Raw genomic sequence first — 24,454 nt, 5'->3', positions numbered from 1 at the left:
GGTTGGGGGCCGAAATGTTAAGGGCTGAAGGGCATTGATCGCAGCGTACGGCAAAAACTGCCGAGGTGGTCAATTTGCCTGCTCTGCAAATGGAAATTGTCCCGTGGAACATCTCCCGATCACTCCCATGCTCTCGGCAGATCAAGTGCTGGAGCTGCTCTTTCGCACATCGCATGTGTTGAAAATGGAGCTGGATTCTCAACTCGGCGAATGGAACATGACTGAGGCCCGCCATGGGCTGATGAAGCTGCTGGTGGATCGCCATCCCGATGGGCTCCTGCAAACAGAACTGGCCCGGCTGCTCATGCAGTCGGAATCGAACATCTCGATGCTGGTCGATCGATTGCAGGCCGACGGCATTCTCGAACGCATTACACCCAAGGGTGATCGCCGCAAACGATTACTCTGTCTGACACCGGCTGGGCTCGAACTGTGGAACGTGGTCGAGCATGTCCGTCAGCGGTGGGCCGAATCGTGCTTCCGCAGTCTGGGGGAAGATCGAAAAATCCAACTGGGCGTCTGGCTGAAGTCGATTCTGAGAGAAGTGCGTCCTGAAGAAGTTCCTGCACTTCCAGCAGCCAGATTCTGGCGACGGGAGGCTTCCTGATGTCTAGCAAGTCGCGAGCAAAATACGGGCCTCGTCCCGCGCGAACAGCAGGGCTTTCGACACGCGCCGCCATTGTCGCAGTGCTCAGTTCAGCGCTGTTGGTAAGTCTGTGCACAGGCTGCTCGCGAAACTACTGGCGGACTCAGGCCGATTTCGACACTTACAACGAAGTTCTCAAGAAGACGCGCGATCCGCGCTGGGATCTGCCGCGAGTGACTGTGGAAGCTGATCCTCGCAGCCGGTTTTTTGATCCATTTGACCCGGATCATGAGCCGTTGCCGCCCGATGATCCTGCGGCTGCGCAGTACATGGTGCGCGCCAGTGGTTGGAATGGCTACAAAAGCTGGCACAAGCTGGGTGAATCGCTCACCGTCGAAAACCCGCAATGGCTGGCAAACTTTGGCTTCTCACCGGAGATGATTCCCGGGAAGAGCAATGAGTTTCTGGCCACGGAAAAGCAGGCGGCTGATGTGCTCGATGAAGAGACACCCGGCCCGCTCCCGATGAATGCTCCTAATGGCATGACACCTGGACAATCAGCCCAGGGCTCGCCAGCAAGCAGTCAAATCGCAGCGCTGGGTGCAGGATCGAAAGCAACGACACAAAAGTCAGCGATTCAACTGGTGAATCACGAAGTGATGGAAGTGGCTCAGGGCGGGGCGGAATTGCCACCACCACCTGTGCCACCAGTTCCCAATGCTGACCCGTTCCCGGAAGTTCCTGGTGCTGCACCTGCAGCGAACGAGGGGAACATGCCCGCCATGTTGCCGGGAGCCAATGCTGATGGTCAGGTCGCTCAGAACACAGATGATCCCATCACGACCGGCCGGCAGGTTCCGACCATTGATCGACTCACTCTGGAGCAGGCGATTGAACTGGCGAATCTGAATAACCGCACGTACCAGTCGATTATTGAAGATGTTTATCTGGCGGCACTGGATCTGACATTTCAGCAGTTCCAGTTCAACGTGCGCTATCTGGGCTTCAGTGGTGAACCGAATGGTGGGCTGGAGTATCGCAACACGCCGGGCGGGCCCAATAATCTCGCGATGAACGGGCGATTTGGAGTCAGCCAGTTGCTCCCCACCGGGGGCCAGTGGGTGGCTGAGTTAACGAACAATACGTTGTGGCTGTTCTCGGGGCCTAATCAGACAGCCAGCGTCTCGGTGTTGAGTTATTCGCTGGTGCAGCCTCTACTTCTGGGTGCTGGTCGAAAAGTGGTCATGGAAAACCTGACGCAGCAGGAACGTCAGGTGCTCTATTCTGTCCGAACTCTGGCGCGCTATCGGAAGATCTTCTTCAGCGATACGGTCATCAACGGGCCGGGTGGCGGCTTTCTGGGGCTCTTGCGTCAGTATCAGCAGGTGCGTAACCAGAAAGACAACATTCAGGCGTTGATTGTGCAGGTCGAACGATTGCGGGCTTTGAACTCGGCCAAGCCTCAGGTCTTTTTGCAACGCGTTGAACCGTTCCCTGTCGATCTCAATCCCCCCGCTGAGTTTGCAGCACAGCTCGTGTTGAACCCGGCTCGATTAGAAGTGGGCTGGCGCGGCCCGATGACTGCCGAAATGCGTGATCGGCTGATGGCACTCTCCACCAGTACTGCCTGGCGTGAAGCGATCAACAATGCCTACCGTCAGCTCGAGACCGAAACCATCAGCCTCGATATCGCACAGCTCGTCACCCGATTGGCGAACTCCGAAAACGCACTTCGGTCGGCAGAGCGTTCCTTTCAGGACAATCTTGATCAGTTCAAGCTGCAGCTCGGCGTTCCGACCGATTTCCAGATCTCGATCAAGACCGATATTCTCAAACAGTTCGAGTTGATTGATCCTCTGCTGAATGCCCGCGAAAACGAAGTGATCGCTTTCGTGAATGATGTCAGCCTGCTGGATGATTCCGTCGTTGATGTGGCCACGCTGGAACGCGTCACCAGCCTCTTCGATGAGATGATGGATCGGATTGAGAAAGACAGCTTAGAGACGGTTCGCATCGATTTTGAACGTGTGGCAGCGAACGAGGCTTATCGACTGGCTCATTTGCCGACGCTGAATCAACGGGAACAATACCGCAAGAACCTGGAGCGCGACGCTCAGATTTTTGCCTCACAACTGAAAGATTTCGCCGGTATTCGAGAACGTATTGATATTGTCCGCAGCCGACCAGCCAATACTCCGTGGACACCTGCACAATGGCGGGATGCGGTTTTTGAAATTAAGAACTGCCGCGAAGATTTATTACAGGTGACACAGAGTCTGAAAGTGGTTCAACTGGGTTTAAGAGTGGAGCTGATCAAGCTGGCCGATTTCGACCTGGCATTTGATCAGGTGGTCGAACTGGCCATGGAGAACCGGCTCGATCTCATGAACCAGCGAGCCTTTGTGGTCGACAGCCGGCGGCAGATGGAAGTGGCTGCCAACCGCCTCCAGGCTCAGGTCAATCTGGTGGCAGAAGGAGATGTTGGAACATCTGGCGGGAATAAACCGTTCGATTTTCGAGGAACAAACAGCCAGTACCGCGCGGGTGTTCAGGTTACTGCGCCGCTCGATCAAATTATTGAGCGGAACAATTATCGCGAATCGCAGATTAATTATCAGAGAGCCCGTCGTGCGTACATGGCTCTGGAAGACGATGTGAAAGCTGATGTTCGTGCCGAGTGGCGGCAACTCTCTGTTTTGAGGCAAAACTTCGAAACAGCCCGGCAAACACTCCGTTTTTCGGCCATGCAGCTCGATCTTGCTATTGAGAACAATAACGCTCCGACGAATGCGGCTGCCGCCGGGAATGCCGGTCGTACCAATCAGGGCGGAAATACAGGTTTGAACCTGCTGAATGCCTTGAATGCGATTCTGGGTGCTCAGAACGACTTGATTGGAATCTGGGTCGATTACGAACGGAATCGCATTAACATTTACCGTGACATGGATATCATGCAGGTGGATGAACGGGGAATCTGGATAGACGATATCTACCAGAACCGGACATCTCCTGCCGCATCTGATAACAACGAGCCCGCCTATGACACCGCCAGCCTCCCCCCAACAGCCGCACTCCTCGTCTCCGTGGGAACTGAAGAGCTCCTCCAGCGGGAGCGAAGTTCCCGCGTTCGAACTGGGCGAATCAGCCTCCCTGCACCCGGCGTCGTCGCCGCGGTCAGTGGATACGGAAACGGCTCCACAGCGGACAGCAGCTTTGACCAGCGAAACTCTGGTGCCATCCAGCAAGTCCGCTTCGAAGAACCCTCCCGCAGCGCCAGCAACTCCCATCCGGTCTTCGACAGTCGAAGCACCCAAACGGGAACTGGCCAAGAAGCGCAAAGGGGGCTGGGGCAAATGGATCGCACTGACACTCCTGCTGGCAGCCGGAGTGGGTGGCGCCCTCGCGTTCCCACAGTTCGGGATGATCAAAGCCGCCCCTGATGAAGCCGAAGACGGAGTGATGACCACTCCCGTTCGCAAAGGCGATATGCAGGTGACAGTGACGGAAACGGGGACACTCGACAGTGCCCGCAATGCCATCCTCACTTGCCAGGTCGAAGGCTCGACAACAATCATCAGCATTGTCCCCGAAGGCACCTTCGTAAAGGAAGGGGATATCGTCTGCGAACTGGATGCTTCGGCTCTGGTGGATCGCGAAACCACACAAAAGATCAGTCTCACGCAGGCCGAAGCGCTGCTTTCACAAGCCCAGGAAAATGTCGAGATTCAGAAGACTCAGAACGAGAGCGATGTGGCGGCTGCCGAACTGAAGCTCTCGCTGGCACTTCTCGATCTGCGCAAGTTTGAAGAAGGCGAGTTTTTACAACAGGTCAATGAGCTTTCCGGAGCAGTGACTCTGGCGCGAGAAAACCTTTCGCGTGCGGAAGAGTCGCAAGCATTCGTGAAGCGAATGGCCCAGAAAGGCTACCGCAGTCAGAACGATCTCGAAGCCGAACGGATTGCCGTGACAAAAGCCGAGATCGATTTGAAGGTGGCCGAAGAAAAGCTCAAGGTGCTTAAAGATTTCACCTATGTGCGCACGCTCGAAGAATTGCAGGCCAATGCCAAAGAGTTTGAGCGGGAAATTCAACGCGTGAAGCGAAAGTCTGTGGCCGCACTTTCTCAGAAGCAGGCCGAACTTTCGAAGTGCGAACTGACATTCAAGGTCGAGAAGGACAAGTACGAACGTATCGTGAAGCAGATTGAAGCCTGCACGATCCGTGCGCCGCAGGATGGGCAGGTCGTCTGGGCCAATGCCCGTGATCCCCGGCGTTCGGATGCTCCCGTGATCGAAGAAGGGGCTGTGGTTCGTGAACGACAGGCGATTATCAACCTGCCTGATTACGATGCGATGAAGGTCAATGCCCGGATTCACGAAAGCCGTATCAGCCTCATCAAGACAGGTCTGCCCGTACGGGTACGCATCGATGCCTATGCTGGCGAAGTCTTTGCCGGTGTGGTCGATACTGTTTCTTCAGTTCCACTGTCGAACAGTTCGTTCTCTCGTGGCGACGTGAAAGAATACGAAGCCAGCGTGCGACTGACCGATGCCGTCGAAAAGGTGAACAAGCTGAGGCCCGGCCTCTCCGCCAACATCGAGATCATTGTGGCTGAACTGAGCGATGTGCTTCTGGCTCCCGTCCAGGCCATCGTGACGATTGGTCGCGATCAATACGCCTGGGTACGAAGTGGCGATAAGTACGAGCGGCGAACGGTGAGAATTGGTCGCACCAACGAACGTCAGATCGAGATTAAAGAAGGTCTGGCCGATGGCGAGAAAGTGGTCATGAATCCTCGAACCCTCTTCGCCAAAGAAGTGGGTCAGCTCGAGAATGAACTCGCGAAAAAGGAAGCGGAACAATCGGCCGAAGGTGGCCCACGCCGTCCAGGTGGCCCGCGAGGTATGGGTGGTGAACGTCGCGGCCCCGGTGGGCCAGACGGTGCCGATGGTTCCAGCCCAATAATCCCGGGTCGACCTGGCATTCCCGGTGAGCGTGGCAGTCGTGAACCTGGTGCAGGTGAATCTGGCCGACCACAAGGCGGGCGTCCGGATGCTTCCCAGCTCGACGCCGGTCGGGTCCGTCCCCAGAATGAAGGTAGTGCGGGAACACGTGGCCCTGCCGATTTTCCTGTCGAGACAAAACCTGCGGAAGCCGGCGCGACGTCATCAGAAAATCGCCAGGCACCCGCTCTGCCTTTGCCCGCCGCCACGAAGTAACTCCCGCCATCGATCAGCGATTTGCATCCGCTGGAGAGGGTTCAATTCATCAACGATTTCGAAAACTTTCCGCATGAAGTATGCCGCCCGATTAATTGACATTCACAAGACTTACCAACTGGGCGAGCACCTGGTGCGGGCCTTGCGCGGTGTCTCTGTCGATTTTCCCGAAGGCGATTACGTGGCCATCATGGGTTCCTCCGGAAGCGGCAAAAGCACCATGCTCAACCTGCTGGGGGCTCTTGACCGCCCTACCGATGGACATTACATCCTCGCAGGTCACGATGTCAGCGAACTCGATGACGATCAGCTCTCTGAAATTCGTAACAAGCTGATTGGCTTTATTTTTCAGTCGTACAATCTGATCCCGCAATACACGGTGCTCGAAAACATTCAGGTGCCTCTGCACTACCGCACCCATCAGCGCACTATCAGTTCGTCCGATATGAATCGTTGTCTGGATCTGGCGGGACGTGTGGGATTAGCCGAGCGTCTTGATCATCGACCATTCCAGCTTTCGGGTGGTCAGCAGCAGCGTGTGGCGATTGCTCGCGCACTCATCAACGATCCCGAAATCATCCTCGCCGACGAACCGACAGGAAATCTCGATTCGACAACCGAGCAGGAAATCATGCAGCTTCTGGGCGAACTCAATGCCGAGGGCCGCACGATCATCATGGTGACGCACGAAAACTCCGTCGCACGCAAAGCCAAGCAGCAGATCATTATGAAGGATGGCCTTATCGCCGGCTTTGGCCTCTTCTCGGATGATACTCACAGCAAGTAGCTCGTCCGCCTGCCGGGTATCTATGTGTGATGCTCTGTGCCATGCTTGCGGTTGTCATTACTCTTCACACGCCACTGTGTGGCACGACCCTGGAGCCCCAAAAATCAAAACAGTGCGGAAGGGCGTGGTTCTTTACGCTTTTCAACTTCACGTTTTCATACTGCCGGGTGGCAGGGGTCGGATGTCTTCATCCGCCCCCTGGTCAATCGAGTTCACCAGCACGAATGCAGCCGTGACATGCCTTCATGGCTTTCAAGCACGTTCGCAATCAGCAATGAGAGTCCAATAACCTTGGGGGCCAACGAGGACGTTTGACCCCAACCACGCAGATCAGTTGAACCATACCGCAAAACCAAAGAACTGCCCGCCAAAGACTCGCTGCAATTCGTTCCAGCTGGCCTCTGACGAAAGTGGCCCTTCTTCGATAAATGGAGCGGCCCCTGTTCCTGATATCCACAGCACCATGTCAAAACGCTCTGGCTTTTGAAACACTTTGGCCAGATTCACTCCCCGCCCCATCACTCCACTCGAATTGACCAGGCTTCCGCGCCAAAACGGAATCAGCTTCTTCCCCAGCAGAATCGCCTCCATCTCATCCAGCGCTTTGTGCCAGCCCGTGATCTGCTCGCGTGAGACTCTCAAACCAATGACGACATTCTGCTGACGATCATTCGGAATCCACTCGGCTTCATCATCAGTTTCAGCCTCATAAAGCTTCCAGCAGATCCGGCTCAACCGCACCATCTCCAACAGATGAGCATGCGCACTGGCCATCCGGCTCGCATCGACCACTTCAAAATTCACCAGATGAATCATCGCAATCAGGTCAGCAATTCGAGAGAAGGAAAAGCTGCCATTTTCGTTGGGTTCTGGTTCCTGATTCCAGGGGTAGGGCGTCACGGGTTTGGCGTAAATCATGTGGCCAGCACGTTCAAACATCTCCTTCGTGTTGTAGGCAGCTGAAAGATCACAGATCGCCATCAGGAAGTGGCAATACCCTCGCAACCAGACGGCATCCCCTTCATCAATCTGCAGGAGAAACTTGTCGGCAGGAATCTCTCGTATTGCCGGATTGACTGCTGAAAGGAGTTGCCAGAATGATTCGTCATCACCCACTTTTCCATCTCGATTGAAGTCGAGCGAAATCTGTCCCGGACGGAAAGGAAGTTTCACTCGCTGCGTTTCCAGCCCGGCCAAAGTCTTTTCAGCCACCGCGATCTGCTTCCCGAGTTTCGAGAAAATCTCCTGCGTTTGAGCAAAGGTCACCGGGGCTGGTTGCGGATTTTCAGGGATGCCTCGAAAAAACGGTAAACTCAAACTTCGAGCAGTTCCTCCACCCGCCCCAAAGTGGTATTGGCTGGCTGCAAACTCATCGACGGCCCCCAGAAACTGCAGCAAACCCAGCGCAAAACGCAATTCGGCATCTTCGGGTTTCTGTTCTAATTGGGCCTGTAGGCGGGCGATACCTTCTTGAAATCGAGCCTCTTTCCCTGCTTCTGCCAGAATGTCGGCAGCCGTCTCAGCCCCTTGCAATCGATGGAAATCTCCCCCACTCAGGATCATCGTCACGACCGTGATCACATAAGCCATTCCCGTCATCAGTCGCGACATCGTCAACCCTCCCAGGTGAAACAATCAGCACAGTTTAACCACAGTTTACTCGCGACTTGTCATTTACGTTTCGTCGCTTCTTCGCGGCACAAGCTTATGGAGAATTCATGTGCACATTCTGGCTCGGTGGTGTACTTTGCAGAGAACTGATAAAGATCGTTTGACGCCGGTTTGAGACTGGTGTCAGAAATTCAAAGCTGGATTTGTCGTTTCGAAAAGGGAAGTGATCATGGTCAATGCCGTCGAACTGGTTGGGTCTGGCAATCTGCTGATTGTACGCGTGACAGGTAAACTCGATGCCGCCGCCTATGAGCAGTTCGTTCCAATGGTCGAAAAGATGGTCGCGGAGCACGGCAAACTGCGACTGCTCTTCGAAATGCACGACTTCCATGGCTGGACCATGGGCGCCTTGTGGCAAGACATCAAGTTTGATTTCAAGCACGGCAAAGACATCGAAAAGCTCGCCATTGTCGGCGAAAGCAAATGGGAAGAAGGAATGGCCGCCTTCTGCAAACCATTCACAGGAGCTTCAATCAAGTACTTTGATATCTCCAAGCTGGAAGAAGCCAAAGCCTGGATTGTGGCCTGATGCGAACGCCTCGCGTGCCGCCTCAAGCAGCTGAAGTTCGACGCTGCCCAAGGTTTTTTCAGTAAACATTCATTAGAACTCATTGTGAAGTTGCATAAATTTTACGTGAGGACGAAACTTTCCCCCGGATGAATCGGCAGTCGGCTGAATCCTTCATCCGCCGGGGAGAGTTCTGATGTCGCTGTGGTTTGGCTTGAGCAGTCTGGGGTGGCAGGGAAACTCTCTGGCCGTGGCAGGGAGCGGTATTTCTGCAGTCCTCATCATCTGGTGTGTGCTGGTCGCCTGCAGTTCACTTCTGGGTGGCTGGCTTCCATCGCTGATGCGAATCACCCACCAGCGCCTGCAACGCATCATCAGTGCTGTCGGTGGTTTCATTGTCGGCGTGGCTTTGTTCCATCAGGTGCCCCATGCCATTCATGCTCTGGGCGATGGCGGGGTCAAAAACCCTGTTGATCTGACGATGCTCTGGGTCGTCATTGGCCTGGTGGCCATGTTCGTCATGCTGCGAGTTTTCCACTTCCACTCGCATTCACATGGGGAAGACGACGCAGGACATGCACACGACCATGGTCATTCTCATGATCACTCTCACAATCACGACCATGGGCACAATCACGACCATGCTCATGATCATGCCCACTGCCAGTCTCACTCCCACAGCCACGATCCTCACGTGACATCGGCTGCAAACGCTCCCGACTCTCAGTACGCTGACCAAAACCTCCTGCCGATCGTCTCGTCAGCCGTCGTGGCGGATACGTTACTTCCAGTGCTGGATCCATCCTCCAGTTCGGCAACTCAGGCTCCTGTTCCTCCGGCGGCGCACGATCTCAGTTGGGTCGCCATGACATTCGGCCTGGTCATTCACACGCTCGTCGATGGCATGGCTCTCGCTGCTGCTGTCAAAACGGATCAGTTGCATCTTCCGGCAGGTTCTCTCTTTGGGTTGGGAACCTTTCTCGCCATTGCTCTGCATAAACCTCTCGATTCCCTCTCGATCACTTCGCTCATGCTGGCCGCTGGCAGCCCCGCCAGGTGGCGAACTCTGGTCAACTTCGGTTACGCACTCATGTGTCCAGCCGGTGCCCTCTTGTTCGTACTCGGAGTGGAACAGCTTCAAGGCCAGCAGGCTTTGATCGTCGGTTGTGCCCTGGCGTTTTCTGCGGGCTCATTCCTGTGCATTGCCCTGGCCGATCTTCTCCCTGAAGTGCAGTTTCACTCCCATGATCGCTGGCAACTGACATCTCTACTCATCGCAGGCACCATTGCCGCCTGGGGGATCGGCTTCCTTGAACCGGCTCACTCCCACGGCAATCACGACAGCCACGATCACACGGGCCATGATCACACGGGCCATGATCATGCTCACGGCTCTGGCGAAGTTCAGCAGCTCAGGCTGAAGGTCAAGTAAGCACCCATCCCAGGAATCATCGCTTTGTCCCATGCTTGTCGCTCTGGGCTGTCAATTCCAAAGAACTCTCACCCAAGCGTGGCACATCCCTGAAGGCTTTGCGAAAGGGCGTGGTCTTTGCACCCTTCGACCTCAAATTCTATGTAAGAGCAGGGCGTTTCGGGTTGAATGTCTTCATCCGCCCCCTGGTCAATCGAGTTCATCAGCCTGAATGACAGCCGGGTGCGCCACTCAGCCCGGTTTTCAAGCCTGTTGATCACCAGTCAGTTTCCATAAGATCGCCTCCAACCGGCGGGTGGCCGTTTGAATCGAATACTTTGTGGCCACGTGTTCCTGGGCTCGAATCGAAAGCGCTCGCGCAGGTGCCGGGTCGTTAAGAAACTCTTCTATCGCCTGGGCCAGTTGAGCTGGTGCCTGAGGCTCAACGAGGCGGCCGTATTCACCACCTGCCAGAATCTCTTGCGGGCCACATGGGCAGTTGGTGCTGATCACCGGGCAGCCAAGTGCCATGGCTTCCAGCAACACATTGGGTGAACCTTCGCTATGCGAAGGCAACACAAACAGATCGGCCCAGCGGTAACAGGGGAAAGGATTCGACAGTGACCCCCAACAGGAAAGTGTCAAATTCTGAGGAAACTCCTTCGCCAATTGTTGCAGTCGTTCCTGCAGCGGGCCTGTCCCAACGATCGACCAGATCAAATGCTTCGATGGATGTCGTCTGGCCACTTCGATGAGTGCCTGAGCGAGATCCAGATATCCCTTGGCTTCGTCAATACGCCCCACAGTCAGGATCTTGAGTGGTTCTGCATGACCCGCCGTCGAGGCAAAAGCAATCTCGGGTAAGGGGATAACCTGCCGGGAGAGTTCCGAGATCTGCTCAATATCAATCCCATTGACGAGCACCACCAGCTCTTCGGCGGGCAGGCGCAATTGACGGGCAACCTGGTCTTTCAGTTCATTCGAATTGGCAGCGATGACAGCCGCCGTGCGATAAGCCCATCTGGCAAAATGCCACGACACCCACGGATGGATTTTCGCATAGCGTTCAATTTCTGCCTGTTGATCCCCCACACAGACCGAAACTCGCGGAATCCGCCTCCACCACGTCGGCCACGAAAGATCCAGTGTCAGGTTATAGACTCGCTGATAAACGATATCGATCTTTTCATCCATCAGCAGTCTGCTGTAAGCCAGCCAGCGGGATAACCGGCCGCAACCCGGCAGTTTTCCCAGCCAGCGGCTGAGGCGATGGTTCTGCACGATGGGGGCCAGTTCCATCACCTGCACATCCTCCGGTACAGAAGAACGCAGCGGCCCTGTGCCATCGAGCACGACAATCAGTGGCTCGAACAGCCTTCGATCCAGATGACGGATCAGTTCAATCGTCTGCCGCTCAGCTCCACCGGGATGAAACGACACCAGTGCAAACAGCACTCGCCGGCGAACCTGCTGGGACTTTTTCGAATCGGCGAATGCAACCTGGGGAGATTCGTCGCTCATCGAGAGCCCTGAACATCACCACGGGTCATCGGTACGGCTGGTGGTTGAAAATGTTCCGCCAGAAACTTTTCCACCAGCCGTGCATGTCGCCTGGCCTCCACCTCACGCCGCTCCAGGGGATCTTCTCCCTCCCATAACTCCGGGGCCAACCGGCTGAAGAGATAAACCTTCAACAAAGGTTCCGTCCCCGATGGTCGCAAAGCCAGTGCGACTTCGGCACCCTCGATCGTATGGCCAAACAGCCAGCACATATCAGCCACCGGATAAGGCTCCACCAGTGGTCGAGCATCACCAGTCGATGTGACGGAAGTGGCCTGTGCTTCCCAGGTCTTGCGTTCCAGCAGATCATCCATTTGTTGCCACGAAACATCATCGTCGAGATGACAGACTGCTCGACTCACTGGTGGATTGAGTCTTAACTGCTGCATGCGCAGGCGGATCTGCTCCACCACCTGATGAGCCGCTGACGGAGTGGCCTCTTGAGGTTGTGCGCTATCTGCAAACTGGCGAATCGGCCAGAGCGATTCCACATCGAGCCCATGACTTTTGTAGATCTGCCGCAAGCGGTCCAGCAAGGTTTCGCCCCGGGCTTTCAACATCGCCGCCAGTTCGGCAGTCCATAACGTTGCTAAAGCTGCGTCTTTATCGCGAGCATAATTCCCTGCCAGATACCCCAGCGATTCCTCGGCTCCAAAAACGAATCCCGCCGGGCCTTCGGCATCAATCGTTTCGCCAATGTATTTGAAACCGACCGGGAGTTTATCGATCACTCGCACTCCCTTCGATTTCGCAATCCGGCTGATCAACGGAGACGTCACCATCGTCTGCACAACATACGCATCCTGGGGCCAGTCGCGATATGACAACGCAAAATCAACCAGCAATGCGCCCAACTGATTCCCCGATAGGAGTACCCAGGGTTTTACTTTCTGGCTGCTGGAAAGATCGCGCACAGCCACCCGCAAGCGATCGGCGTCTGGATCGGTCGCCATGATCAGATCAAAACCCTGCCCCTGGGCTTGGCTTTGATTCGCAAACTCGATGGCATCCTGAAACACGGCATCCCGCTCAGGATTGGGAAGATGATCCTTCACGAAGGGAAAGCCACCATCCAGCGCGCTTTGCAATTCGAACAGCTTCGTCCCCGAAAACCCTTCCCGGCGTAAAACTTCACCAGCCGAACTGTTCCCCACTCCATGCAGCGGCGTGTAGAGAATCCTGATGGCTGCGCGATCCTCATCACTCAGGCGAAGAATCGATTGCTGGGCCAAAGCTTCGAGGTACGCATCGTCGAGATCACTCCCCAGGAAGTCGATGAGTGCTGATGCTCCCACCTGTTCCGTACGAGGAGGTAACGACTGGATCTTTGCAATGCGCTCGAGAATCTGCCGATCATGGGGCGGCACAATCTGCCCGCCATTCGACCAGTACGCCTTGAATCCATTATCCGCGGGCGGATTATGCGAAGCCGAAATGACAATCCCGGCATCCGCCTGGAGATATCTCACGGCAAAGGAAAGTTCGGGAGTCGCGCGTGGTTCTTTGAAGAGTTTCACCCGGCAACCAGCACTCGCACAGACTTCGGCAGATAACCGGGCAAACTCCAGCGACCGATGCCGCGAATCACAGGCAATGACCACCACCGGTGGCTGAGCTTCGCCACGCTGGGAGAGAACTTCCCGCAGATAACTCGCCAGTCCATAGGCCGATTCGGCAATCGTGCGGCCATTGATGGTGGCTGTCCCATAAGGACTCATCACTCCTCGTCGGCCACCTGTGCCAAAGGGAAGAATTGTCCCAAAAGCCGCCTCGAGTTGGGGCCAGTGTTGCCTTGCAAGATCCTCTTCGATGGCCGGCTGGTACTCCGCATACTGGTCGTCTGCCAGCCATTTTTCGATTCGCAACCGTGCCGATTCCGAGAGTGCCCCCGAATCCAAGGCACTCTGACAAAGTTCGCGAATACGGGCAGATCGTTCCACAGCCAAAACCATCTCTTGCCAGGTGATCAGTACCAAAACTCAACAGGACCAGTCGAGATTCCACGCTCGGGATTCGACACGAACATCAGCGATTTCGAGAATTGATCTGCCCGGCAATCAGCAGCACGATCACGGCACCAATAATCGACATGATCCACCTGGAAGGCTGCAAAGCGGGGCCACTCCCGAAATTACCGAGTTCAGCAGCCCACCGGCAAATGAACCGGCAATCCCCAGCCCGATGGTCAAAAATAACCCCAGTCTTTGCCTTCCCGGCACAAAGAAGCGGGCAATCAGCCCGACCACCAGTCCAAAGCCAATCCACAGGAACAAGTCGATAAGGTTTTCGAACATTGATTCTCTCCAGTTTTGGGGGTGAATGACGTTGGCCGAGCCACGTTGAGAATTCGCCCAATTGCTAAGCTGCCTCCAGCTGAATTGATTGTCCACATCGAAACCAGACTCGGCCCAGATTTTTGCTTTCGTCTCATCGCGAGAGTGCGATTTTTCAGGAGACAACGATTTCAGCAACTCTCAGACCACTCATAGAACGGGCATTGAAGGGGACTTCTAAAACCGGAAAGCTCAACTCTTCTGCTGCCTGAGCGACCACCTCGCCTTGACAGCTGTTTTCGTGCCGACTGATTTTCGGCCATCGACTGGCGGCTCGTCATTCAGCACTGCGGTTCTGAGGTTAATAACAAAATATCACGCCCCCATCGAAAATGCCGTACCTTCATACCTGACAATCGTTTGCGTCAATCATTCTGAATTGACAATCAAGTTTGGCACCGCGGTTGCATCGGAAAGTAACTTCGCAGCAGGGAACCAGTGATGCCCCATCAACGACTTGCTGATTCCGCAAACCGAAGAACACGAAAACCCATCTAAGCCAGTGGCAGGTCGCCAAAACTTATGGCTTTTCTTATCTCCGTGACTGACTTCCGAGGCTATTCAGAGAGTGGATCATGCTTCACTGGGCGCTGACATTCTTCATTCTTGCGATCATTGCCGGGCTTCTGGGCTTCAGTCAGATTGTCGGTACTGCGACATGGATTGCTCAGGCTCTGTTTGTGGTTTTTCTGATCCTGGCAGTGATCTCGCTCCTCACGGGACGTAAGCCCGTGATGTGAATTTGCCCATAGGCTGAGGGGCCGTGAGGTGATGATCACCTTTCGCTCGTCAAACTTCAGGCTCGTCAAATTTCCAGGTGCGAGTTCGCTTCTGAATTTCTCGCATCATTTCGAAGTCGCCCTCGATCGGCTACTGGTTTTCGCTATAGGAGCGATGGCCTGTCTCAACACTTAATGGGAAGGGACGAAGCCCTATGATCAGCACTCTCCACAGTTCGGGAAAATCTCTTGACCGTCATATCGCGACGCTGCATGTGGCCCGGGAGATCGATAAGAGGCTGCATCGATCCCCTTACAAGGAGTTGCAAAAACTCAACGTAACCTGCGAAGATCGCGTGGCCCGCATAACCGGCTTCGTCAGTTCGTACTTTACGAAACTTATCGCTGCGGAAGAGATTCAAATGGTGACACCAGATGGTTGGCGCGTGTACAACCATGTAGTTGTTCGCTCACAGTCTGAAGAGACAAGGTCATAAGGATGTTCGCGGAGCAGTGAAATGCTCAGCGTGAGACCTGCCGGGAAGGTCTTCACCCTCAGGGTGTTGGCAAAGGAATGCTCCCTTTCCATAACACTCTGGCGGTGGGCAGAAACTTTCACCTTGATTGTTACTTTCGGTTTGAGGCCTCATTCGTCCGGTATGACAATGACCTCAACCGAACCTTCCCGGAGATTCCCGTCATGCGTAAGTTTTCGATGTCAGCCGCCCTCCCGGCTCTGTTGTGTGGATTCGCCCTGATTGCTGGTTGTGCCGATAAGCCAGCCGCCACCATCGACAAGGCCGCCGAAGGTGCCAAGCAGGCCGTTGATGGTGCTGCAGAAGCTGCGAAAGAAACTGTTGAAAAGGCTGGCGAAGCTGCGGAAGCCGCCAAGGAAACCGCCGACAAGGCTGCTGAGGCCGTGAAGGAAAAGACCGGCGAAGCCGTTGAAGCCGTCAAGGGAGCTGCTGACGTGGCTGCCGAGAAGGCCAAAGAAGGCGCTGAAGCCGCCAAGGATGCTGCTGCAAAGGCCGTCGATGCCGCCACTCCAGCAGAACCAGCCAAGCCCGAGTAATCAGCCAGTCCGTGAAACCTGTCAAATGGTTTTCTGGCCAACACTGATAATCTGAACGAAAAGAGCCCGGCGTGAATCTCACGCCGGGCTCTCTCGTTTTCTGACATCATTCTTTATCGAGAGATAACCAACCCTGGCAAAGACGACATCGTAAAGTCCACCATCAACTCCCCACCATCCACCCACAATCCCCTACTACCCCGCCTGCCCTAAGAACTGATTCTGCGGGGCATAACGCCTGGCAATCGTCTCAGCCATGTTGCGGGTGGTGCTGTCTGTGGCCAGCTTCACAGCCGCCTGCATATCGTAATCCACCGTATCCATTGCATTCTGTGCCAGAGGAACTGCGACATCTGGAATCACACCCTGACCTGCCATTTCCCGGCCCGAAGGAGCGTAGAATTTGGCCGTCGTCAGCTTTAATCCTCCATTCACCGTCTTGAGTGGAAACTGTGTCTGAACGGAACCTTTACCATAAGACCTTTGACCGACAACCACGCCACGCTGATGATCCTGAATTGCGGCGGCAAAGATCTCACTGGCACTGGCACTGTTGTTGTCGATCAGCACCACCAGTGGCACTTTCCAGGTATTCGGGTAGTTGGCCACTTCCTGACTGTTATCCGCCTGGTTACGCCCTTTCGTACTGACAATCGTTCCACCTGGCAGAAACCGGTTGGTCACTTCGATCGCTGTGGTCAATAAGCCGCCGGGGTTTCCCCGCAAGTCGAGAATCAGCGATTGCATCCCCTGCTGGTGCAGATTCATCAAAGCCTGATCCAATTCCCGGCTGGTTGTTTCGGCAAACTTGTCGAGCTTGATGTACCCCACCTTGTTGACCTGATCTTCCATACGAACTTCAGCCACGCTTTGAATCTGCACTCGGCTCCGCATCAACGACATATCGGCAATGTAGTCACCTCGTTTCACCTGAAGCTGCACCATCGATCCGAGTGGGCCCTTGATCAGATTGGCCGCTTCATCGAGTTCCATACCGGCAATCGACCGCCCGCCAATCATCGTAATAATGTCGCCTCGCTTGATGGTGGCCTGTGCTGCCGGCCCGCCAGTAATCGCCTTGAGCACTTTGAGTCCTAAAGGATGAGCTTCGATTTCTACGCCAATCCCCACCAGGCTTTCACCCAATTGTGTACTGGGCCCGCCACTGACTTCATTGGGCATGAAGGTCGAATATTCATCGAGTGTTTCCAGTGCACCATAGGTAAACTCCATCGCGACAACTTGAGGACGCAAACCGACGATTTGCTGACTCATTTGTGCCACCTGCCGCATGACCTGAATCGCTTCCTGTGCATTGCGTGGTTGAGCTTGTCCACCGATCTGTGAAATCGCCTGCTGAAAGGCAGCCCGCTGTTGAGGAGCAACCTGCAACCGGTTGGCATTCACGAACTCCTGGTTATCCACCGCGACATACAGGTTTTCTAACGCTTTTGCTGTTCGAACCGGATAGGCCGAAGGAGCTAAGGCCCGGGCATCGATCAGTTGAGCCGTTTCCAGATAGAACGATTCAGCAGCCTGTGGCGACATCGAGCTTAAAGTCTGCAAGATTCTCTGATCACGATACCGCCTCGAAATCAACTGCTGGATTGTGGGGTGATTCTTCTGCAAAGTGGCAGGAGCGGGTTCCAGCCGGGGATCCTGCGGCATGTTGCTGCTATTGTTCCAGTTGCTGTTCCGATCCCAGCTGCTGGGAGCTGTCGGCACAAAATCTCGGCTGCGATCACGGGCATTGTTCCAACGGGAATCAAATGGGAGGTTCCGAGAATCATCGTTACGGTACAGCTCTTCGCGATAGCGAGTTTCATAGCGACTGCTATCGTAGCGGCCATTGTCGTTAGGACCCGTATCATAGCGACCGGTACCATAGGGCTGAGTGCTATAGGGAAATGCATCGCGCTCACGATCGCGGGAGTCGCTGATCAGATCCGACGATGGCCGACGGGCCGGCTGTTGCCAGTCATTTGATCGGACAGGGTCATTCAATCCTCCATAGTTCCTGCGATCGTCGAACAAACGGTCTTCGATCTGCTGGCGAGAAAGCGAATTGCTCACCGGGTTCGGCCAGTACATCTCATCGCGTGGATCAACAGGGCGATCCAGCTGCGGGCGTGTCCGCTCAGATCGATCATTCGACCAGGTGCTATTCCGCCCTTCATAAGCAGGAAAGTCGTTGCGACTTCTGGTCTCATCGGGCCCATAGTTTTGAGCCTGTGCCTGAATCCCCAGCAGTGCCACAACAGCCCCCGCGAAGATCAGTCGAGTTGCGAAAACCCCGGTTGTGCGTGCCATGACTTGAAACAGCTTCATGATGCATCCTTCCTTGTCAAAAGGGCCCATTGATCTCAATGGCCCGAAAGTGAAAAACCCGAAACAGAAACCAACCCCATACAACCCCTGCATTTCCGACCGTCCACAGCAGTCCCTGCGAATTAACCAGCGGCCAGTAACGTGGCGGCGGCTTCGTGGCTCACTTCGACTCCCTGGGAACCCAGTGCCGCAGCGAGTCGCTGCTGAGCCAGTTCACCACGCACAACGGAGACTTCCCGTGGGGCTTCAATACCAATCTTGACCGCACCTGTGCTTGTGTGAATCACTCGGATAACAATATCCTGGCCAATTTGAATCGTTTCATTTCGTTTGCGTGTCAGTACCAGCATGATCGCATCCTCTCGTCTTGTTGTGGTTCCTGGCGAGGCTCCTTGCCGTTCGCCATGCCTCCACCCTAATGCAGAGACCGTGCCATTCGCTTTGGCACAGCGATAAATCCCCTGAAAACGTGTCAAAAAAGCAATTTGTGATGAGAAATCGGCAGGACCCGCCGAACGACTGACACCCGGGTTGTAACTTTGGAAATTCTGCCATCCCCTCCCTGAAAGAATTACGAACCACCAAAATAGGGGTGTTATCAATACGATATCTTCAAGACGTGGTGGTGTGTATAAATGATATTTGCAAGTGTAAGAAGTTCAGTGGGTCTGTGAGGATGGAGGGGAGTGCGTAGAGTTTGACGGTGCGTACACCGCTGCGGAATAGTCGTCGAACGGATTTTTTCGATTGGCACAGATGGTGCATAAAGGATTCGACGTTCCCGCCAAGGAGACACCTGGCGAAAGAACATCAGTCGCAGCTCTTCGGCCTGTGCTGCATCACAGGGAAGATCCACGCGGCAAACTCTTCATAGAGGAAGCGAATCATGACCTTCAAGACACTCTTCTCAATGGCCGCTCTGACAATCGGATTGGCTGCATCGTCAGCTCAGGCTCAATGGTTGCCGAACATGGGGCTGGGCATCCTCCAGCCACCTGCTAATAACTGCAATACCGGGAACTGCCCACCAGCCGTGAATCGCTACCAGCCAGTCAGCTATGCACCAGCCTATAACAATGGCTATGCCCGTCCTGTTTCGTACGCTCCTGTCTCTTACCAGAACAACACAGGCGTCTATGGAAACTGCCCGGGCGGTGTCTGCCCACCGGTCAACTGCGCCAACGGCCAGTGCTTCCCCGCCAACAACGGGTACTACGGCAACAGCAGTAACTTTGGCCAGCCGGTTTACGCTCCCGTGAATTACAGTCGGCCATACCAGTACCAGGCACCGGTCAATAACTATAACTATTCGACACCTTCGAACTACTACAGCAATGACCGATACCGAACCTACCCATCGGCCAACAACAGCTACCGCAACAACAACAGCCCGTTCTATCCATAACTTGAAAGAGACTATTCTTGAGAACGGCCGCATTGATATCTGACAAGTGATCTGAAAACTTCCATTAAAAAACGCCGCGTGGCCTGAGCCGCGAGGCGTTTTTGCTTTTTACCAATTGTATGTCGAAGTCACGATCACATGGCCGCCCTCAACGAGGAGGAAGTCGCTGGTCGAGTTCTTTCAGCAATGCGCTGACAATCTCAGGTTGAGTCTCGGCGATGTTTCTTGTTTCACCCGCATCAACGGCATGGTCGAACAATTCCATCGTTCCGGCTTTGTCGGGATGAGCAATCAAGCGGTAGCGATCTGTCAGTATCGTCCGGGTTTTCCCCGAGTACGAGAAAGCGGCATGTCCCGTAGCGTTCGGATCATTCAACTGGGGAACCAGGCTCACACCCTGCACAAACGCGGGCTTTTCCAGCCCGGTCAGCTCGCACAACGTGGGGAAAATATCGATCGTTTCGACGACGGCTTCCGTCGCTTCCCCCGGTTGTTTCAACTGACCGGTCGAGATCAGCAGCGGCGATCTCAACGATTCTTCAAACAAGGTATGCTTTCCCCACACCGCATGTTCACGCAGATGCCAGCCATGGTCTCCCCACAGCACGATAATCGTATTGTCGGCCCCTTTCGTGGCAGCCAGCTTTTCCAGCAGGCGGCCCACATTCGCATCGGCATAGGTCACACAGGCGTAGTAGTGCCGACGAATTTCATCAGCAAATGATGGATCTTTGAGAGGATCTTTCTCCCACAACTGGTATTGCCTCAACTCATTCGAGCCATGCCACGTCGATGGCCAGGTCGGCTTTTCCGGATGAGGAATGGGCAATAAGGGGAGTTGGCTCACTTTCTCGAAGTATTTTGCAGGAGATCCAAACGGCAGGTGAGGCCGAATCAATCCCACCGCCAGAAAGAACGGTTTGTCTTCGCTGGTCAGCACATCCAGTTGTCGGAGTGACTCTTCGACAATCAGACCATCGGGATAAATGTCATCGGTCCCTTCAGTCGCCTGAAAGACCGCCATTTTCCCTTTTTCCGATGCCCGAATTTCACCATGTGCCAATCCGTGCATGGCTCCCCGGGGATGCTTCCATAGGCCGGTGGGCATGAGATGTCGAGTCCAGGCGCCGGGCATTTCGTTCAGGTTGTCATCATCCCAGTTGGCTCCGCCGCGACCACCGGGATGATGCGAAACTTTTCCGACCGAAACCGTCGTGTACCCTTTTCCACGAAAGTATTCGGGCATGGAAGGTGGTACCGCTTCGCCATCCTGTTTGCGGCGTTTGGCCAGTTCAAAGAGTGCATTGTTTCCAGCCGGGCCATACCGGCCGGTGAGCAGCGTACACCGGGAGGCCCCACAGGTCGGAGCCTGCACATAGTGCCGGGTAAACAACCGGCTGCGACTCGCCAGCGCATCGATGTGCGGGGTCGAAACACTTCGCGAACCATAGCAACCCAATTCAGGCCGCAGATCATCGACACAAATCAACAGCACATTCGGCTGCGCAGCCAACGCGTAAGAGATCAGGGAGACCCAAGCCAGCACCATCAATGCGAATTGTCTCATGGGGATTGTCTTTTAAGAGATTACAGTCAGAGATCGCTCGGACCGTTGCCTGTCCGATTCATTCACACAGGTTCCCATGAATGGGCGTGCATAGTCAAATCGATAAGCGTTTGCAGAGACACAGAAACAAAGGGGTCAGCAGAAACAGAGAAACAGCGCAGAAACAAATGGGTCACAGAAACAAATGGGTCAGGACTGATTGTTTTGTTTCGGGTGTTTGAAAGCCTGCTGCGATACCAGGAATACTAGGAGCCTGTGAGGCGGGTGAGTTGTATCATGCACTCGCAGGGTGGCCCCGGTTGATATCCTGAGTTCTACCGGGGTGGTGAAGCCACAGGAGGGTTCTGGCTCTATTGCAGTTCTGAAAGATCACGATCTACCATGAACAGTGATCCGCATCCGGACTCTTCCGGCAACGAAGCCTCTTTTGCCTCCGGCACACAGGGAGCTCGCGGACGAGCAACCTGTGCCACCCTGCGAGGGGACAGAAGTTATTGTTATCTATATGAATAAAAGTGGTGAATAGATAGAGCTGACGTACAAATGGAAGCGAGTATTCCATGATGCATCACTATCATGACGGGGGAGGCTGATATGTCGCTATTTGACTCACTGATGTCTGCTGGAGGGGCTGTTGCGTCAGTCTTGTTAACGCTCATCAACTTATGGCTTCTTTTTTGGTTATTCGTTGCGACGATCTTACCCTCATTTGTGGTAGTCATGTTGGGTAGATCTGGATTGATTGCTAGTCTTCATTTCTTGGTTCAGGGTTCTATTTATACGGTTATATATATAGTTATTCTCTATATTTCCATCTTAGTTGTTGGCAGATTTGGGCCTCCTGATGATAGATTGTGAAGCACTGCCTAGCGGCAAGATGGTATCGTGGGCGCATGTTATTCGTGGGAAGGCGGGATCCTTTATTGTCTTGCGAATGTGAATAGCGCTTTGATACTTAGGCAGAGACAAAGGGGTCAGGACTCATTGTGGTGGTGGCCGCAGCCGGTCGCAGGAATTCACCACCGATCCATGGGTCAATCTCGCAGGCTATGGGAACTGGGCGATTCATGCCATGCAACTGGGAGTGGCTGAGTTATCTGCTGGAAGGACGGCAGGCGGGAGCCTGCCCTACTAACTACTAACTACTAACTACTAACTACTAACTACTAACTTTCATCTCTCGTTCCGGCGATAAGCCCAATATGGTCCGCACAGCGGACCCTACGGGGGACGGAACGGTCACCCCTACTCATCATTCCCCGTGTCCAGCACGGAGAGGAAGGCCTTCTGGGGGATCTCGACAGAGCCGAACTGCTTCATGCGCTTCTTGCCCTCTTTCTGCTTTTCCAGCAGCTTGCGCTTGCGGCTGATATCGCCGCCGTAGCACTTGGCAGTCACGTCTTTACGAACCGCAGAAATAGTCTCACGGGCGATAATTCGTGCCCCCAGTGCGGCCTGAATGGGAATCTCGAACTGATGCCGGGAGATTTCCTCTTTGAGCCGCTTACACAAAGCCCGGCCCCGCCTTTCTGCCGACGTCCTGTGGACGATTGTGGAAAGCGCATCGACCCGCTCGCCCTTCACGAGAATATCCATCTTCACGAGATCAGCGGCACGGTAGCCGATAATCTCGTAGTTCATAGTGCCATATCCCTGAGTGATACTCTTGAGCTTGTCGTACATGTCGAACACGATTTCAGCCAGTGGAAGTTCCCACACCAACTGGGCCCGCTGCGGGCCTAAGAATTCGGTGGTGACAAAGACACCCCGGCGGTCGGCACACATCTGCATCACCGCGCCGATCTTGTCACTCGGCAGAATGAACGCGACTTTTGCAATCGGCTCGCGAAACTCAGTAATCGAACCCGCATCAGGGACTTCCTGAGGATTATCGATAAAAACTTCTTCTCCATTGGTCTTGAGAATCTGATACGTCACGTTGGGTGCCGTTTGAATCAGATCGACATTGGCTTCCTTTTCGAGCCTCTGCTGGATGATCTCCATATGGAGCATCCCCAGAAATCCGCAGCGGAAACCAAAGCCCAACGCTTCGCTCGTGTCGGCGGCAAAACTGAAGCTGGCATCATTGAGGCTCATGCGGGCGAGTTCTTCCCGCAGATGCTCAAAATCTGAGGCATCAATCGGGTACATCCCGCAGAACACCATCTGCTGAGGAATCTCATAACCGGGAAGTGGAGCGGCTGGTCGCCTCAGATAATCGCAGACGGTATCCCCGACATGCACGTTACCCAGCACTTTAATGCCAGTGACGATGTAACCCACCTGGCCAGGTCCCAGTTCTTCACAAGGGAGCATATGGGGCCGGAACTGACCGATTTCCAGAATTTCATGGGCTGTGCCTGCCTTCATGAAATAGATTTTCTGGCCCTTGGAAATCGTCCCTTCCTTCACACGGATGTAAGTGACCACACCGCGGTAATGATCGTACTTGCTGTCGAAGACCAGTGCCCGTAATGGATCGTCCGGCTTCCCCTTGGGTGCTGGTATTCGCTCGACAATGGCCTTAAAGACATCTTCAATCCCGATCCCGGCTTTTGCAGAGACTTTGAGTGCATTCGATGTATCCAGCCCCACCACCGATTCAATTTCTTCCATCACTTCCGGAATGCGGGTGACCGGCAGATCGATCTTGTTGAGCACCGGGATGATTTCCAGATCGCAACCAATCGCTGCATATGCATTGGCGACTGTTTGAGCCTGCACTCCCTGAAAAGCATCCACAACCAGCAACGCCCCTTCACAAGCGGCCAGACTTCGCGAGACTTCATAATGAAAGTCCACGTGACCGGGCGTATCGATCAGATTGATCTCGTATTCCTGACCGTCCAGCGTGTAATGAATAGCCACCGCCCGGGCTTTGACCGTGATGCCGCGTTCTCGTTCCACATCGAGATCATCGAGAATCTGCTCGCGGAATTCCCGCTGGGTAATGGCTCCACTTTTCAGCAGAAGCTGGTCTGCGAGTGTGCTTTTCCCGTGATCAATGTGGGCAATGATCGAGAAGTTACGAATAAATCGCTGATCAAACATGGACTGCCTGAGCCGGTTTTGTGTGGATAGTTTTGTTCAGTGGAACCAGAGTTCAAGATGAATTCGGGTTCGTGAAAAATGATCTAAATGATGATACAGGAATAGTTTGCGATACCTGGCCATGGCCGAGATGCTGGCTGCACAAAAGTCTGCTATCCAAGCCGTTTCGTAGACAACGTCCACGCCACAGCCTGGATTTCCCATCGCCAGGCCAACTTCAGTGTCGCGAGCCTGCCGAT

The 24,454-nt window shown here is 54.4% G+C and carries 18 protein-coding genes; 10 read left to right on the top strand and 8 right to left on the bottom strand.

Annotated elements, in window-relative coordinates; translation table 11 throughout:
• The first annotated feature begins 103 nt into the window (after positions 1-103).
• The 4 genes from PLIM_RS23230 to PLIM_RS17920 all read left to right on the top strand — a co-directional run bounded on the left by PLIM_RS23230 (position 104) and on the right by PLIM_RS17920 (position 6,590).
• Entirely contained in the window at positions 104-607 is a 504-nt protein-coding gene (locus PLIM_RS23230; RefSeq protein ID WP_013111729.1) for a MarR family winged helix-turn-helix transcriptional regulator, read from the top strand.
• A complete protein-coding gene (locus PLIM_RS17930) occupies positions 607-4,026 on the top strand; it encodes a TolC family protein (RefSeq protein ID WP_013111728.1) in 3,420 nt (1,139 codons plus the stop codon). Before PLIM_RS23230 ends, PLIM_RS17930 begins: the two co-directional genes overlap by 1 nt.
• On the top strand, positions 3,974-5,803 hold the full coding sequence (locus PLIM_RS17925; RefSeq protein WP_196349477.1) for an efflux RND transporter periplasmic adaptor subunit: 1,830 nt from the start codon (positions 3,974-3,976) through the stop codon (positions 5,801-5,803). The genes PLIM_RS17930 and PLIM_RS17925 overlap by 53 nt, the downstream gene beginning before the upstream one ends.
• A gap of 73 nt (positions 5,804-5,876) precedes the next feature.
• Positions 5,877-6,590 carry an ABC transporter ATP-binding protein gene (locus PLIM_RS17920; RefSeq protein WP_013111726.1) on the top strand — a complete coding sequence of 238 codons (714 nt, stop codon included), beginning with the start codon at positions 5,877-5,879 and terminating at the stop codon, positions 6,588-6,590.
• Between the two features lie 330 nt (positions 6,591-6,920).
• On the opposite strand, the gene PLIM_RS17915 is transcribed toward PLIM_RS17920, so the two are convergent.
• A complete protein-coding gene (locus tag PLIM_RS17915; protein ID WP_013111725.1) occupies positions 6,921-8,201 on the bottom strand; it encodes a hypothetical protein in 1,281 nt (426 codons plus the stop codon).
• 229 nt (positions 8,202-8,430) lie between these two features.
• Here PLIM_RS17915 and PLIM_RS17910 point away from each other — a divergent pair, with 229 nt between their 5' ends.
• Both PLIM_RS17910 and PLIM_RS23225 read left to right on the top strand, forming a co-directional pair.
• Positions 8,431-8,790, top strand: a complete 360-nt coding sequence (locus tag PLIM_RS17910; RefSeq protein ID WP_013111724.1) for a SpoIIAA family protein — start codon at positions 8,431-8,433, stop codon at positions 8,788-8,790.
• 175 nt (positions 8,791-8,965) lie between these two features.
• Positions 8,966-10,201, top strand: a complete 1,236-nt coding sequence (locus PLIM_RS23225; protein ID WP_013111722.1) for a ZIP family metal transporter — start codon at positions 8,966-8,968, stop codon at positions 10,199-10,201.
• Between the two features lie 243 nt (positions 10,202-10,444).
• On the opposite strand, the gene PLIM_RS17895 is transcribed toward PLIM_RS23225, so the two are convergent.
• From PLIM_RS17895 to PLIM_RS17885, 3 genes are all read right to left on the bottom strand, one after another.
• A complete protein-coding gene (locus PLIM_RS17895; RefSeq protein ID WP_013111721.1) occupies positions 10,445-11,701 on the bottom strand; it encodes a glycosyltransferase in 1,257 nt (418 codons plus the stop codon).
• Positions 11,698-13,680, bottom strand: coding sequence for a phospho-sugar mutase (locus PLIM_RS17890; RefSeq protein WP_230849463.1), 1,983 nt, complete (start codon positions 13,678-13,680; stop codon positions 11,698-11,700). The genes PLIM_RS17895 and PLIM_RS17890 overlap by 4 nt, the downstream gene beginning before the upstream one ends.
• 129 nt (positions 13,681-13,809) lie before the next feature.
• Positions 13,810-14,034, bottom strand: a complete 225-nt coding sequence (locus PLIM_RS17885) for a GlsB/YeaQ/YmgE family stress response membrane protein (RefSeq protein ID WP_013111719.1) — start codon at positions 14,032-14,034, stop codon at positions 13,810-13,812.
• Between the two features lie 614 nt (positions 14,035-14,648).
• On the opposite strand from PLIM_RS17885, the gene PLIM_RS23780 reads away from it, so the two are divergent.
• The 3 genes from PLIM_RS23780 to PLIM_RS17870 all read left to right on the top strand — a co-directional run bounded on the left by PLIM_RS23780 (position 14,649) and on the right by PLIM_RS17870 (position 15,864).
• Entirely contained in the window at positions 14,649-14,813 is a 165-nt protein-coding gene (locus PLIM_RS23780; protein WP_013111718.1) for a DUF1328 domain-containing protein, read from the top strand.
• A 194-nt stretch (positions 14,814-15,007) separates the two neighbouring features.
• Positions 15,008-15,289, top strand: a complete 282-nt coding sequence (locus tag PLIM_RS17875) for a BON domain-containing protein (RefSeq protein WP_013111717.1) — start codon at positions 15,008-15,010, stop codon at positions 15,287-15,289.
• A gap of 203 nt (positions 15,290-15,492) precedes the next feature.
• Entirely contained in the window at positions 15,493-15,864 is a 372-nt protein-coding gene (locus PLIM_RS17870) for a hypothetical protein (protein ID WP_041403863.1), read from the top strand.
• 195 nt (positions 15,865-16,059) lie between these two features.
• On the opposite strand, the gene PLIM_RS23220 is transcribed toward PLIM_RS17870, so the two are convergent.
• Entirely contained in the window at positions 16,060-18,192 is a 2,133-nt protein-coding gene (locus PLIM_RS23220; protein ID WP_013111715.1) for a S41 family peptidase, read from the bottom strand.
• Positions 18,193-18,314: 122 nt separating this feature from the next.
• Positions 18,315-18,668, bottom strand: coding sequence for a carbon storage regulator (locus PLIM_RS24815; RefSeq protein WP_230849338.1), 354 nt, complete (start codon positions 18,666-18,668; stop codon positions 18,315-18,317).
• 410 nt (positions 18,669-19,078) lie between these two features.
• On the opposite strand from PLIM_RS24815, the gene PLIM_RS17855 reads away from it, so the two are divergent.
• Positions 19,079-19,597, top strand: a complete 519-nt coding sequence (locus PLIM_RS17855; RefSeq protein ID WP_013111713.1) for a hypothetical protein — start codon at positions 19,079-19,081, stop codon at positions 19,595-19,597.
• Between the two features lie 148 nt (positions 19,598-19,745).
• Here PLIM_RS17855 and PLIM_RS17850 read toward each other — a convergent pair whose 3' ends face one another.
• Complete coding sequence (locus tag PLIM_RS17850; RefSeq protein ID WP_230849337.1) at positions 19,746-21,164, bottom strand: sulfatase; 1,419 nt, start codon at positions 21,162-21,164, stop codon at positions 19,746-19,748.
• A gap of 1,245 nt (positions 21,165-22,409) precedes the next feature.
• Positions 22,410-24,215, bottom strand: a complete 1,806-nt coding sequence (gene lepA / locus PLIM_RS17840; RefSeq protein ID WP_013111710.1) for a translation elongation factor 4 — start codon at positions 24,213-24,215, stop codon at positions 22,410-22,412.
• Positions 24,216-24,454: the final 239 nt, after the last annotated feature.

The sequence above is a fragment of the Planctopirus limnophila DSM 3776 genome (assembly GCF_000092105.1).
In the GTDB taxonomy this organism is placed as follows: Bacteria; Planctomycetota; Planctomycetia; order Planctomycetales; family Planctomycetaceae; genus Planctopirus; species Planctopirus limnophila.
Note: the sequence above shows the minus strand (reverse complement) of the source record. Positions and strands in the feature narration are given on the sequence as shown.

Bases quoted from the DNA above. Each gene is read 5' to 3' on its own strand.
- PLIM_RS17870 (WP_041403863.1), top strand. From the start codon at position 15,493: ATGCGTAAGTTTTCGATGTCAGCCGCCCTCCCGGCTCTGTTGTGTGGA.
- PLIM_RS23225 (WP_013111722.1), top strand. From the start codon at position 8,966: ATGTCGCTGTGGTTTGGCTTGAGCAGTCTGGGGTGGCAGGGAAACTCT.
- PLIM_RS17920 (WP_013111726.1), top strand. From the start codon at position 5,877: ATGAAGTATGCCGCCCGATTAATTGACATTCACAAGACTTACCAACTG.
- PLIM_RS17910 (WP_013111724.1), top strand. From the start codon at position 8,431: ATGGTCAATGCCGTCGAACTGGTTGGGTCTGGCAATCTGCTGATTGTA.
- PLIM_RS23220 (WP_013111715.1), bottom strand. From the start codon at position 18,192: ATGAAGCTGTTTCAAGTCATGGCACGCACAACCGGGGTTTTCGCAACT.
- PLIM_RS17885 (WP_013111719.1), bottom strand. From the start codon at position 14,034: ATGTTCGAAAACCTTATCGACTTGTTCCTGTGGATTGGCTTTGGACTG.
- PLIM_RS17895 (WP_013111721.1), bottom strand. From the start codon at position 11,701: ATGAGCGACGAATCTCCCCAGGTTGCATTCGCCGATTCGAAAAAGTCC.
- PLIM_RS17850 (WP_230849337.1), bottom strand. From the start codon at position 21,164: ATGAGACAATTCGCATTGATGGTGCTGGCTTGGGTCTCCCTGATCTCT.
- PLIM_RS17930 (WP_013111728.1), top strand. From the start codon at position 607: ATGTCTAGCAAGTCGCGAGCAAAATACGGGCCTCGTCCCGCGCGAACA.
- lepA (WP_013111710.1), bottom strand. From the start codon at position 24,215: ATGTTTGATCAGCGATTTATTCGTAACTTCTCGATCATTGCCCACATT.
- PLIM_RS17875 (WP_013111717.1), top strand. From the start codon at position 15,008: ATGATCAGCACTCTCCACAGTTCGGGAAAATCTCTTGACCGTCATATC.
- PLIM_RS23780 (WP_013111718.1), top strand. From the start codon at position 14,649: ATGCTTCACTGGGCGCTGACATTCTTCATTCTTGCGATCATTGCCGGG.
- PLIM_RS17915 (WP_013111725.1), bottom strand. From the start codon at position 8,201: ATGTCGCGACTGATGACGGGAATGGCTTATGTGATCACGGTCGTGACG.
- PLIM_RS17855 (WP_013111713.1), top strand. From the start codon at position 19,079: ATGACCTTCAAGACACTCTTCTCAATGGCCGCTCTGACAATCGGATTG.